Annotated in this window: 11 protein-coding genes; 9 read left to right on the forward strand and 2 right to left on the reverse strand. The window is 56.9% G+C overall.

The genetic code is table 11. From position 1 onward, the window contains the following. Positions 1 to 133 precede the first annotated feature (133 nt). The 7 genes from JJB07_RS00810 (at position 134) to JJB07_RS00840 (ending at position 8,860) form a co-directional block, all read left to right on the forward strand. On the forward strand, positions 134 to 1,858 hold the full coding sequence (locus JJB07_RS00810; protein WP_201630328.1) for an ABC transporter ATP-binding protein: 1,725 nt from the start codon (positions 134 to 136) through the stop codon (positions 1,856 to 1,858). Between the two features lie 2 nt (positions 1,859 to 1,860). After that, positions 1,861 to 3,723, forward strand: coding sequence for an ABC transporter ATP-binding protein (locus JJB07_RS00815; RefSeq protein ID WP_201630330.1), 1,863 nt, complete (start codon positions 1,861 to 1,863; stop codon positions 3,721 to 3,723). Positions 3,724 to 3,728: 5 nt separating this feature from the next. Further along, positions 3,729 to 4,169 carry a GNAT family N-acetyltransferase gene (locus tag JJB07_RS00820; protein ID WP_236587536.1) on the forward strand — a complete coding sequence of 147 codons (441 nt, stop codon included), beginning with the start codon at positions 3,729 to 3,731 and terminating at the stop codon, positions 4,167 to 4,169. A gap of 356 nt (positions 4,170 to 4,525) precedes the next feature. Then, positions 4,526 to 5,125 carry a kinase gene (locus JJB07_RS00825; protein ID WP_201630332.1) on the forward strand — a complete coding sequence of 200 codons (600 nt, stop codon included), beginning with the start codon at positions 4,526 to 4,528 and terminating at the stop codon, positions 5,123 to 5,125. Between the two features lie 175 nt (positions 5,126 to 5,300). Next, entirely contained in the window at positions 5,301 to 7,196 is a 1,896-nt protein-coding gene (locus JJB07_RS00830; RefSeq protein ID WP_201630334.1) for a PRD domain-containing protein, read from the forward strand. A gap of 16 nt (positions 7,197 to 7,212) precedes the next feature. Next, on the forward strand, positions 7,213 to 7,668 hold the full coding sequence (locus JJB07_RS00835) for a PTS sugar transporter subunit IIA (RefSeq protein ID WP_201630336.1): 456 nt from the start codon (positions 7,213 to 7,215) through the stop codon (positions 7,666 to 7,668). 79 nt (positions 7,669 to 7,747) lie between these two features. Further along, on the forward strand, positions 7,748 to 8,860 hold the full coding sequence (locus JJB07_RS00840) for an NADH-dependent flavin oxidoreductase (protein WP_201630337.1): 1,113 nt from the start codon (positions 7,748 to 7,750) through the stop codon (positions 8,858 to 8,860). 144 nt (positions 8,861 to 9,004) lie between these two features. On the opposite strand, the gene JJB07_RS00845 is transcribed toward JJB07_RS00840, so the two are convergent. Together JJB07_RS00845 and JJB07_RS00850 are read right to left on the reverse strand one after the other, a co-directional pair. Further along, positions 9,005 to 9,943, reverse strand: coding sequence for a hydroxyacid dehydrogenase (locus JJB07_RS00845; protein WP_201630338.1), 939 nt, complete (start codon positions 9,941 to 9,943; stop codon positions 9,005 to 9,007). A 2-nt stretch (positions 9,944 to 9,945) separates the two neighbouring features. Continuing rightward, entirely contained in the window at positions 9,946 to 10,710 is a 765-nt protein-coding gene (locus JJB07_RS00850; RefSeq protein ID WP_201630339.1) for a YheC/YheD family protein, read from the reverse strand. Positions 10,711 to 10,815: 105 nt separating this feature from the next. Here JJB07_RS00850 and panD point away from each other — a divergent pair, with 105 nt between their 5' ends. Both panD and JJB07_RS00860 read left to right on the forward strand, forming a co-directional pair. Continuing rightward, positions 10,816 to 11,184 carry an aspartate 1-decarboxylase gene (gene panD / locus JJB07_RS00855; protein WP_201630340.1) on the forward strand — a complete coding sequence of 123 codons (369 nt, stop codon included), beginning with the start codon at positions 10,816 to 10,818 and terminating at the stop codon, positions 11,182 to 11,184. Positions 11,185 to 11,302: 118 nt separating this feature from the next. Further along, a complete protein-coding gene (locus JJB07_RS00860) occupies positions 11,303 to 12,889 on the forward strand; it encodes a catalase (protein ID WP_201630341.1) in 1,587 nt (528 codons plus the stop codon). Positions 12,890 to 13,072: the final 183 nt, after the last annotated feature.

Consider the following 13,072-nt stretch of genomic DNA (forward strand, 5'->3'; position numbering starts at 1 on the left):
CACTACCACAGATATTTATATGTAGAAACCCTCTCCGCCCATGAGAAACAAAGAAGGAAACGAAAACGCAAAAGGGGAATGGAGTAAGGAGAACTATCGGAACACGAAACTTTTTCCCACAGGGAGTGACGTTATGGGCTTTCTAAAACCCTATTTCGGAAAATACGCCAAACCGTTCTCGACGGCGGTGCTTTTCTTGATGTTCGAAGCGTTGTGCGATTTGATGCAACCGACGATCATGTCGAAGATCATCGACGTGGGCGTGGCGAACGGCGACCTGCACTATGTCTTCAAAATGGGCGGCCTGATGCTGTTGATCACTGCGTTCGGCGCGATCTCGGCTTCCACCCGCAACGTGGTCTCAAGCCATGTCTCGCAAAACTTCGGAACGGAGCTGCGGTCTGACCTCTTCCGCAAAATCCAAGCGCTCTCCTTCCGAAACCTCGACAAATTCGACCGGGCTTCGCTCGTCACCCGACTGACCAACGACGTGACCCAAGTTCAAGTCTTCGTCAACGGCCTGATGCGGATCTTTGTAAAAGCGCCGCTGCTCTGCCTCGGCGGTCTCATCATGGCAACCCGCCTGAACCCGCAACTTGCCGTGGTGCTGGCGGTCGTCGTCCCGATTGTCGCGATCTTCATCGTGATCAACATGCGAGTGGGCTTCCCGTACTTCAAAAATGTGCAAAAAGCCCTCGACCGCGTCAACGGCTCGATGCGCGAGTACCTCTCCGGCGTGCGGGTGGTCAAGGCGTTCAACCGCTTCGACTTTGAAGTCAAGAAATTCAACAACGCCAACGAGGAATTCCAAGCGAAGTCCATCGCGGCGACTCGGGTGATGGTGGTGTTCTCTCCGTTGATCATGCTGACGGTCAACCTCGGCATCATCGCCGTGCTCTGGATCGGCGGACACCGTGTCGCGCAAGGGAATATGCAAGTCGGACACATCATCGCGTTCACCAACTACATGACGCAAATTCTGTTCTCGCTGATGTTGATCTCGATGGTCTTCAACATGTTCGTCCGCGCGAGAGCTTCGGCGAGTCGAATCGGAGAAGTGTTTGAGGAAGAGAACGTCATGACGTGGAGCGAAACCCAGTCCGTCGCAGCGAATGCGGGGGAGAAGGGCCGCATCGAATTCCAGAACGTCTCGTTCTCTTATGAGGGCGAACCCGTCCTGAAAAACATCTCGCTCACCTGCAACCCCGGCGACACCGTTGGAATCATCGGCTCCACCGGTTCGGGCAAAAGCTCTCTCGTCTCCCTGCTCCCGCGCTTTTATGACGTGGACGCAGGTTCGATCAAAGTCGACGGCCAAGACATTCGCGACCTCGACCCGAAAAAACTCCGCGAGAAGATTTCCATCGTTCCGCAAAAAACCACGCTGTTCACCGGCACGATTCTCGAAAACATCCAATGGGGCAACGAATCGGCAACCCTTGAAGAGATCGAGCAAGCGGCACGGATGGCGCAGGCGCACGACTTTATCACGACCACGCCGGACGGATACAACACCCGACTCGGACAGCGCGGGGTCAATCTCTCCGGCGGGCAAAAACAACGGGTCTCCATCGCCCGCGCCCTCGTTCGCCAACCGGAGATCTTGATCCTCGACGACAGCACCAGCGCCGTCGACGTCGCAACGGAAGCGAAGATCAAGGACGCGTTGAAAACCTATGCGCGAGGTCTCACGTGCCTCCTGATCGCGCAACGCATCACCTCCGTCATGGATGCCGACCTCATCGTCGTCTTGGACCAAGGCGAAATCGTCGGTCTCGGCACGCACGACGAACTGCTCCAAAGCTGTGACGTCTACCAGCAGATCTACCAGTCCCAAATCGGAAAAGAGGTGCGATAGAGATGTCCGACTCCAAGAAACAAAACCAAGAACAAGTCGCGCCTCCGCTGGTCGGCGGCGGTCCTCGACCGGGGCCAGGAGGCTTCGGTGCTCGCGGTCGCGGGCCGGTCGTGAAGCCGAAGAATTTCAAAGGCACGTTGAAACGACTCTGGCAGTATTTTGGCCGAGAGCGCAAACTCCTGACGCTGATCTTCGTGCTGATCCTCGTCGATTCGGCGATTACGCTCTCCGCTCCGTACCTGATCGGGAAATCGATCGACGCGATGGCGACGAGCGGCGGCGTGGACTTCTCGTTGCTGGAGATCACCATCGGAACGCTGTTGGTGGCGTATCTCGCAGACGGGGTGCTGACGTTTTTCCAAGGGTGGTTGATGGCAGGGGTTTCGCAGAGGATCGTGAAGCGACTGCGAGGAGCGCTTTTTGAGAAGTTGCAGAAGTTGCCGGTTTCGTTTTTTGATACGCGGACGCATGGGGAATTGATGAGCCGCCTCTCAAACGACATCGACAACGTGAGCAACACGATCTCGCAATCGACGACCCAATTGATGTCGGGGGGAATTGTGATCGTGGGGACGCTGGTGATGATGCTCGTGCTGAGTCCGTTGCTGACGCTGGCGAGTCTGATCACCATCCCGCTTGTGTTCCTGCTGACGCGCACGATTGCGAAGAAAACCAGCGTGCTTTTCAAAAACCAACAAATCCAACTCGGCAAGCTCAACGGGCACATCGAAGAGACGATCACCGGCCTGCATGTGGTCAAAGCGTTCAACCACGAGGAAAAAGTGATCGAGGAATTCGAAGCCGTGAACCAAACCCTTAAGGAAGTCGGGTTGAAAGCGCAAATCTGGTCGGGCTTCCTCATGCCGATCATGAACGTCATCAACAACCTCGGGTTCACAGTCGTCGCCGTCGTCGGCGGGGTCATGGCGGTGAACGGACTGGTGACCGTGGGGATCATCGCGAGTTTCTTGAGCTACTCACGGCAATTTGTTCGACCGCTCAACGACTTGGCGAACATCTTCAACGTCTTGCAATCCGGCGTCGCCGGAGCAGAGCGGGTCTTCGAGATTCTGGATGAGCAGGAAGAGCCCGACGATGCGCCGAACGCCATCGAGTTGCAGAATCCGAAAGGCCATGTCGTGTTCGAAGGGGTCAGTTTCGGGTACAAACCGGAAGTGCCGATCTTGAAAAACGTCAACTTCGAGTCTGTCGCGGGCACCTCAACCGCGCTCGTCGGACCGACCGGGGCGGGGAAGACCACCATCGTCAACTTGCTGACGCGGTTCTACGATGTGACGGACGGCACGATCTACCTCGACGGGCGGGACATTCGCGAGTATACGAGGGACTCGTTGCGCCGCTGCTTTGGGATCGTGTTGCAAGACACGTATCTGTTCTCAGGCACGATCAAGGAGAATATCAAGTATGGCAACCCCGACGCAACGGACGCCGAAGTGGAAGCGGCGGCCGCGATGGCGAATGCGGACGTTTTTATCAGACGCTTGCCGAAACAGTATGACACGGAGCTCGCGGAGAACGGCGGCAACTTGAGCCAAGGTCAACGCCAACTGCTCGCCATCGCCCGCGTCATCCTCGCCAAACCGTCGCTGTTGATCTTGGATGAAGCGACGAGTTCCATCGACACCCGGACGGAGTTGCACATCCAAGCCGCGCTGTTGGAAATTTTGAAGGGGCGCACGAGTTTCATCATCGCGCACCGTCTGAATACGATCCGTGACGCAGACACGATCATGGTTGTCGACCAAGGGCAGATCATGGAGCAGGGAAGTCACGATGTGCTGATTGAACAGCAGGGTCGGTATTACAACATGTTCTACAACCAGTTCAAGAACATCGAGGGGTGATCGAGATGTGGAAGGTACGGATGGTGAGAGAAGAGGATGTGCCTGCACTCGGGGAGTTGATGAAGGAGTACATCGTAGACTTCTACCAGCGACCGGAGCCGCCGAAAAAGCGGTTGGCGGAGTTGATCGAGTTGTTGCGAGAAGAGGAGCGGGGCGTGCAGTTCGTCGCCGAGCGAGACGGGAAGCTGATCGGATTCGCGACGTTGTACTTCACGTTCAGCACGTTGCGAGCGCAGAAAACCACGGTGATGAACGACCTCTATGTGGTCGAGAGCGAACGCGGATCAGGTGCCGCCGTCGCCCTGTTCCAGCAGTGTGAGTCGTACACCAAAAGCAACGGATACGCCTTCATGACCTGGGAGACGGCCCAAGACAACCACCGCGCCCAACGCTTCTACGAAAAAATGGGCGGGGTAAAAGGTGACTGGCTGACCTACTCCATCTAACGTTGAGTTCCCCGCTCCACTTATGCTAGAATAAAAAAGCAAGGAACGCGTAAAGTAAAAAATGACCGCAGGTGCTGGTAACACCCACGGTCGTTTCTGCACAAACTGATCCCCTCAAAGGGGTCGGCTCTCTGGGTTTAGAACAAAAATAGACCTCTTCCCATTCGCCTGCAAAGCTCAAGGGGGGTCTATTTTTGTTGTCTTAGTAAGTTCAGAATGCCAATGTCATACTCTCTCACCCCCTTTCCATAGGGGATGAGCCGACCGCCCTTGAGGACTTATTCAGTTGTACAGCTAGTATTCTATCATAGGAGAATCTAAAGAGGAACATCCGTTCTTTAGATGGAGATAAAAAGTTGAAAGATAACATCATCACTCTTAAAAAAACCCTTCCCCGCTTGCTCATCGGACTGGATGGCTTGAGCGGATCGGGGAAGACGACGCTCGTTGAGACCCTTACCGACGAACTTTCTCAGCAGAACCACTCCGTCACCGTCGTACATCTCGACGACCTTATCACCGAGCGAAGCAAGCGGTACCATACCGGATTCCCGCAGTGGCACGAGCACTACAACTTGCAGTGGGACGTCGCGCGCATCGCAGAGACGCTTTTCCAAAGCTGGCATCGCGGGGACCTTGAACTTCACCTCGACCACTACGATTCCACAACCGGCACCGTCTCCATCAAACCCATCCACGTCCCGCCCGAAGGCATCCTCCTCGTCGAAGGGGTTTTCCTGCAACGCCCCGAATGGCGAGACTTCTTCGACTACCTCCTCTACCTCGACTGCCCGCGAGACATCCGCTTCCAGCGCGTCTCCGCCCGAGGCAACCAAGACCCGCACGACCCGGCGCGTCTCGAAACCTACAAACTCCGCTACTGGGCTGCCGAAGACCACTACTTGGCGACCGTCCAACCGCACCTCCACGCCGACCACGTCCTGAAATCGAACTGAACCCGCCGCACTCGGTCGGGTTCTTTTTTCCATATCTGGGGCAAGATTCTGGAGTGAGATCATTGTTCAGGACTTGCCGGAATTGCGGTAAGAAAAAAATCTTTTCCCCCCTATGAACTGCTATATAATAGGAAAAAAGTGAATGCGTTTTCATCGTCCCAAGGTGGTGAGCCCGGTGCTAGACAGTCGAAAACAAGAGTTGCTTCATACACTTCTCCAAGCAGAGGGCTATCTCTCTGTCGACGACCTGTCCCAAACCCTGCACGTCTCCGAAAAGACGATCCGCAACGACCTGAAAATCCTGGACGAGTGGCTGCAACACTACCCGGACGTACAGATCATCCGCAAGCCCAGCGTCGGCGTGTACCTCGCCGCCGACCCCGAGGTCAAAAAGGAGATCCGACGCGCCGTCAAGCCGCATCCGCCTGAACCGCAAACCCGAAAACTGCAACTCGCGAAGTGGATGCTGGAATACGACAACGTGTGTACTATGCAACTGCTCGCCGATACCTTTTACGTCAGCAAGTCCACGATCAACTTGGAGTTGGGGGACGTGGAGGCGTGGCTGGCCCGCTTCCACCTCGACTTGGTTCGCAAACCGAACTACGGCCTGCGCCTTACCGGGGGAGAGCGAGACTGGCGATGCGCACTGGTCGAGACGACGCGACTCCTGCTGGAACGCGAACTCCCGAATCTGCGGACTCATCCCGACCTGCGCTTCTACGAAAGCAAAGTGCGGGAACTGGAATCCGCGATGGAGTTTCGCTTCACCGACCACGCGATCCTCACGCTCACCCTGCAATTCGAGATCACGGGCAAACGCATCCAACAAAAAAAGCCCGTCGAACTTTCACCCGACGAGCTGTCCCATTTGCAAGCCAAAAGAGAGTTTGCCCTCATCCGGCGAATGTTTCCCGCACTCGAAGACTCCGAAATCGGCTACCTCACCCTGCAAGTTCTCGGGGCGAAAGTACGAGTGGACGAAGACGTGCCGTCCGAACAAGTCGAGCAAGTGCTTCAACAGATCAACCCGGAGTCGCTCGTCCTCGCCCGTCAAATGATCAGGGAGATGGCACGCTTTCTCGAACCGGCGTTGCTCCATGACGAGGAGCTCCTCTCGGGACTCTCTCTTCACTTACACTCCGCTCTGCACCGTTTGCGATATGGCCGGATCGAAGAGAACCCGCTGATCCACGAGATCAAGAGCCTGTACCGACATACCTTCGAAGCGATGTACGCCGTCACCCAAGAGCTTGAAACGGAAATCGGCGCCCCCGTTCCCGAAGATGAAGTCGGATTTCTCACCCTGCATTTCCAAGCGGCCCTCGTGCGAAATCAACAGACGCAACCTGAGCCCAAGCGTGTGCTCATCGTCTGCTCCACCGGAACCGGCACCGCGAAACTGATTCAATCCAAACTCAGACAGCACTTCCCAACGCTCGACATCGTCAAAACGACATCGGCGTTTGACTTACAGGGAGACGTCGAGACCTACAACCCGCACGTCCTGCTCTCCACCATCCCTCTGCCGTCGAGCTCGGTCCCGACCCTCACCGTGTCCCCACTGCTAACCCCAGCGGAGATGCGAAGGATTGAACAATTTCTCGACCAGTTGCAGACGGACTCCGCAACCCCGCAGTCTTCTTCCACCGTATTAAAAAGCTATCTCACCGAGGAGCTCACGTTCCTCGATGTCGAGGGCGACCGACTCTCCATCCTCGGATGGCTCGCCGACCAGTTGCACGCCCGAGGGTATGTGACAGCGGAGTACAAGGAAAGCGCCGTCAAGCGCGAACTCCTGTCCTCGACAGCCATCGGCGGTGAGATTGCCATCCCGCACGGTCCGCTGCCTTGCATTCGCAAGCCGGGCATCGCCGTTGCCAGACTTTCGAAACTCATTGACTGGGGCGGGGAGAAGGTCCGATTTGTTTTTATGCTCGCCGTGCCGCCCGTCGATCCCGAGCAAACGAAGCGCCTGTTCCAAGACCTCACCGCCCTCGTCGACGACACCGAACGCCGCCGAGAGTTGCAGCAACGTCTCACAGCAACAGACTTCCTCCACCAACTTTAGAAAGGGGAACCCTCCCATGAAAATCACCGATCTCGTAACGCCCGAGCTCATCCAACTCGATGTCCAAGGCACGACCAAAGCAGAAGTCATGCAAGAACTCGTCAACCTGCTCGACAACGCAGGTGCGCTGAACGATGCGGCCGGCTACCTCCAATCCCTCAACGACCGTGAAGCGGTCGGCAGCACCGGCATCGGGTTCGGCGTTGCGATCCCGCACGGCAAAACCGATGCGGTCAAGACCCCGCGCGTCGCGTTCGGCGTGCAAAAGTCCGGCGTCGACTGGGACTCCCTCGACGGACTCCCGGCGAACCTGATCTTCATGATCGCCGTACCGGCGACGGGCACAGGCAACGAGCACTTGAAAATCATCCAAATGCTCTCTCGCAAGATCATCTCCGAAGACTTCCGTTCCACGCTCCTGCAAGCGGCAACCAAAGACGACGTCCTCAACCTGCTCAGCACCATCGAATAATTGAGAAAAAGGCACCCGACATCCGGGTGCCTTTTTATATTATGATAGAGACATCCATACATAAAAGGAGACCTGTCACATGAACGACAAGTACCAAACCCTTTTCCAACCTGTGCAACTGCCTGTAGGAATTGAATTGAAAAACCGAATCGCGATGGCTCCGATGACCATCATCTCCTCGAACCCGGACGGGAGCGTAACCGATGCAGAACTTGCTTACTACGCTCGTCGTTCCGGTGGTGTGGGCATGGTGATTACGGCGGCGGCGAAAGTCGTGACGACCGACGGAACTCCGGGCATACTCGCGGCAGACCGCGATGAGTTGATCCCGAGCCTGCGTCAACTCGCGACGACGATCAAAGGCCGTGGCGCACGCGCCGTTTTGCAAATCATCCACACCGGTCGCAAAGCTCCCCAATCGGAACACGGCCCCGTCGCGCCGAGTGCGGTGACCGACGATGTAGAGGGGGCAGTCGTTCCCCGCGAACTGACCGACGCGGAGATTCGCGAGATTGTGCAGGCGTTCGGGCAAGCGACACGTCGTGCGATGGAAGCGGGCTTTGACGGGGTGGAGTTGCACGGAGCGAACGGGTATCTGCTGCAACAGTTCTTCTCTCCGTTCACCAACCGCCGCGAAGACCATTGGGGCGGTACGCTTGAGAAGCGCCTGAACTTCCCGCTCGCCGTCATCGAGGAGGTCAAAAAAGTCGTGCAGGAGCACGCACGCGAGCCGTTCATCGTCGGCTACCGATTCTCTCCGGAGGAGCCCGAGACGCCGGGGATCACGATGGCGGAAACGCTCGTCCTCGCCGACACGCTTGCCGAGCAGAATCTCGACTATCTCCACGTCTCGCTCCACGATTTCTGGTCGGAACCGCGCCGAGGAGTCGAGGACACGCGCTCCCGGATGGAAATTCTCCACGAGCGCGTGGGCAAAAAAGTGCCGCTCATGGGAGTGGGCAACATCTTCACCGCCGACGATGCGGCAAAAGCGTTGCAAACCGGAGTGCCGCTCCTCGCTTTGGGACGTGAACTGATCCTCGAACCCGACTGGGTGGAAAAAATCACCGAAGGCCGCGAGCACGAAATCAAAACCACGCTCTCCCTGCAAGACCAAGCGCGCCTCCAACTGCCCGACCCCCTCTGGAACATGATCCAAGGCATGAAAGGCTGGTTCCCGATCGAGGAATAAAAGAACTCCAACCCTTTTCGAACCGACGCTTCGCAAGCAAGTTCAGCAAGCAAGTTCTGCAGGCGAGTTCTGCAGGCGAGTTCTGCAGGCGAGTTCTGCAGGCGAGTTCTGCGGAGTGGGCACCTCGAAAAAAGGCTGGTCCCATCAGGGGCCAGCCTTTCTTTTCTCAAGTTCGCGGTCCACGTCGCCGAGCACCATCTGCGAAATCTGCGCTTGTGACTCTTCGGTGATCCCTGCAATGTGCGGGGTGAGCAGGACGTTTGGCAACGCCGCCAAGGGATCGGGTTTCTCCGGCGGCTCTTGCTCCCGAACATCGAGGATGGCGAAACGTTGCGGGTTGTCTCGCAGACTGCGGACCAGCGCCGACTCGTCCACGATGGCACCGCGTGCCGTGTTGATCAGCACAGCACGAGGTTTCATCAGCGCCAACTCCTCGGCCCCGATCATATGGCGTGTCTCCGCAGTCAACGGGACATGCAGAGACAGATAATCTGCCCACGCACAAACTTCCGCAAGCGTCGCCCTCTGCACGCCGCCGTCCTGCACCGCGAGATGTGTAGGATGAAGCAATGGATCGTACGCGACGACTTCCATCCCCAGCACCCGCGCCCTCGAAGCAACTCGCTGCCCGATATCGCCCAAGCCGATCAAACCCAACGTCTTGCCGGACAACTCCTGCCCGATGCCAGACCCTCGATCCCACAACCCCTGCTTCGTCTGCACACCCAATCTCCCCAAAAAACGCGCCTGCTCAAACATTGCGGCGATGACAAACTCAGCCACCGCATTGGCGTTGCCACCCCTTGCGATCACCACCGCCACCTCGCGCTCACGCAGAGCGGCGAGATCGAGATTCTCAATCCCCACACCCAGACGCCCGACGACTTGCAAATCAGGCAACCGTTCCAACAGAGCTCGATCCACCTGCGTGCGATTGCGTACCACCAACGCTTTTGCCTTCGCACAGGCTTCCATCAACCGCTCCCGATCTTGAACGAGGGTCGGATCGTAGTGAACGGCCCACTTTTTCCAAAACCATTCGGGCACCGGGCCCAGTAAGTCTTCCGCGATGACGACGTCCATGATTACCGCCTTGCCTTGCGCCAGATGCGGGTAATTTCTTTGATGCGGCGATACATGCGCGGGTCGCGAAGTTTGGCGAACAACGAATGCGCGGGACCCGTGTTCTCCTCGATCATCCAGAGCCGTCCCGACGTGTCCACCGCCAAGTCGAGTCCGATTTGCGAGTAGTGCTTCCAATCTTCAAAGCGGTTGACCGTGCGGTGGGCGAGGGTGACCATTTCCTTTTTCAACTTGGCGCGTTGGGTCTCGGAGAGGCCGAGCGACTTTTTCAGAGCGGTGTCGATGTCGGATACATAGCCTTTGCCACGGGCGACGTTTGTGATGACGCTGTTCGGCCCGGCGACTTTGGCGAGCATCCCGACGTACTCCCATTTGCCGTGTACGCGCATCATCATCAAGCGAATGTCATAGGGACGTTCATTGATCTTGGCGAGTTGGATACCCCGCTGCACGATGTACGTGATCCCCGGACGTTGTCGTGCTCGCAGTTGACGGTAGAGTTCGGAGATCGTCTTGCTGTGTACGGCTTTGCCCCGCTCAACAACGAACGAATACCCGCTATCCTCACGCTTCCAAACTTTCGTAATCCCGCGGCCACCCCATCCGGCGCTCGGTTTCACGTAGACGCTTGAATATTTCCCGAGGAATTTTTGCAACGAAACTTGAGTGAGCACCGCCGTCTCAGGTAAGTATTTTTTAATCTGCGGGACTTGCGCGAAGAACCGCCAACAGCCCCATTTGCCCAGTTCAGGCTTGCGCTTTTTCAAAGGGATCACCGCCTTTCACAACAGGGTATGACAGGGCTGTCGAATTCGCATTGGGGCACATACCCTGATGGAGACGATTGTTTGGAAAAAAGGAGATGACCCCTCGTGCAACGCCTGATGTGCAAAGGCAAGATCCACCGCGCCGTCGTCACAGAAGCAGACCTCGACTATGTGGGCAGCATCACCATCGACTCTCTGTTGATGTCCGCTGCCGACATCCGACCGTTTGAAATGGTGCAAGTGACGTCTCTTCGCAATGCCACGCGCTGGAAAACCTACGCGATTCCCGCCGATCCGGGCTCCGGCAAGATCTGCTTGAACGGGCCGCCGGCGCGGCTTTTTCAACCGGGGGACATCGTGTTCATTCTCAGCATGGCAACGTATGAGGAGTCTGAACTCGGGCAACTCAAACACCGCGTCGTGCTCGTCGACGAACACAACTCCATCACCGAAATTCGCGAACACGACATGTAAAGCGGGGCGCAAAAAAAGGGTGACTTCTCCCGGAGGAGATCACCCTTTTTTTTGTATGGCGATGTACGCGTATGGAAAAAATGTCCTGTGTACTGCAAAAACGGAAGGTGGTCTCCACATGGACAACAACGAAATTCTCTCGGAAGGCGAAACGCAGCAGACGCTGACAGATCGCCAAGGACATCCGATTTCCGATAACCAAAACGTCAGAACTGTCGGCAACCGCGGCCCGGTGACGCTGGAAAACTACCACTTCCTCGAAAAAATCTCGCACTTCGACCGCGAGCGCATCCCGGAGCGCGTCGTGCATGCGCGCGGGGCGGGGGCGCACGGGTACTTTGAAGCGTACGGGAGCGTCGGGGACGAACCGATTGCGAAGTATACCCGAGCGAAGTTGATGCAGGAAAAAGGGAAGCGGACGCCGGTGTTCGTGCGTTTTTCGACAGTTGTGCACGGCGGGCATTCGCCGGAGACGTTGCGCGACCCGCGCGGGTTTGCGGTGAAGTTTTATACGGAGGATGGCAACTGGGATTTGGTCGGGAACAATCTGAAGATCTTTTTCATCCGCGACCCGCTGAAATTCCCGGACATGGTGCATGCGTTCCGTCCGAGCCCGGTCAACAACTTGAGTAATCCGGAGCGGATGTTCGATTTCCTCTCGCAGACGCCGGAAGCGACGCATATGGTGACGTTTGTATTCTCGCCGTGGGGGATTCCGGCGAACTACCGCGAGATGCAAGGGTCTGGCGTCAACACGTACAAGTGGGTGAATCAGGACGGCGAGGCTGTGCTCGTGAAGTATCATTGGGAGCCGCTCAAGCAGGGCATTCGCAACTTGCGCCAGAGTGAAGCGGACGAGATTCAGATGCGCAACTACAGCCATGCCACGCAGGATTTGTATGAAGCGATTGAGCGCGGGGACTATCCGGAGTGGGAGTTGTGCGTGCAGATCATGAGCGACGACGAACATCCGGAGTTGGATTTCGACCCGCTCGATCCGACGAAGCTCTGGCCGGTGGACAAGTTCCCGTTCCTGCCGGTGGGCAAGATGGTGTTGGATCGCAATCCGGAGAATTACTTTGCGGAAGTGGAGCAGGTGGCGTTTGGCACGGGGGTTTTGGTGGACGGTCTGGACTTCTCCGACGACAAACTGCTGCAAGGCCGGACGTTCTCTTACTCCGACACCCAGCGTCATCGCGTGGGGACGAACTACCTGCAAGTCCCGATCAACGCGCCGAAAACGCACGTCGCCACAAACCAAGAAGGCGGGCAGATGGACATGCGTGTCGACCGAGCACCGGGACAAAACCCGCACGTCAACTACGAGCCGTCGACGCTCGGCGGGTTAAAAGAAGCGCCGAAGCCGGGCAAAGACCACGAACCGCAGTACGACGCCAAACTCGTGCGTGAGAAACTCGATCGCACGAACGACTTCAAGCAAGCGGGGGAGACGTACCGTGCGTTTGAAGATTGGGAGCGGGACGAGTTGATCTCGAACTTGGTGGGAGCGTTGAGTGTGTGCAAACCGCACATTCAAGAACAGATGATCGAGTACTTCACCAAGGCCGACCCCGAGTACGGACAACGCGTCCTGGACGGTCTCGCCCTCGCAAACCGTGGGAGCAACGAGCACACCAGCTCTGCCTCCGCAGATTCCGCAGTCGACGCCGCAAAGAAAATGGGCGGAGAGTCGGATCGGTATTAGGCGAGAGGCTCTTTTATGAAAAAGGCACCCGCGAGTGGGTGTCTGAGAACCCGATCCACTTTTAAAATAAAAAAACACACGCTCCTCCCAGCGGAGGCGTGTGTTTTTTTTCGACCGTATTGACCCGCCCGCAACCTCCGTGATATAGTTTCATCGTTGAACCATTAGAATGCGGAACGTTGC

Origin of the sequence: Tumebacillus amylolyticus, assembly GCF_016722965.1 — a bacterium.
Taxonomy (GTDB): Bacteria; Bacillota; Bacilli; order Tumebacillales; family Tumebacillaceae; genus Tumebacillus; species Tumebacillus amylolyticus.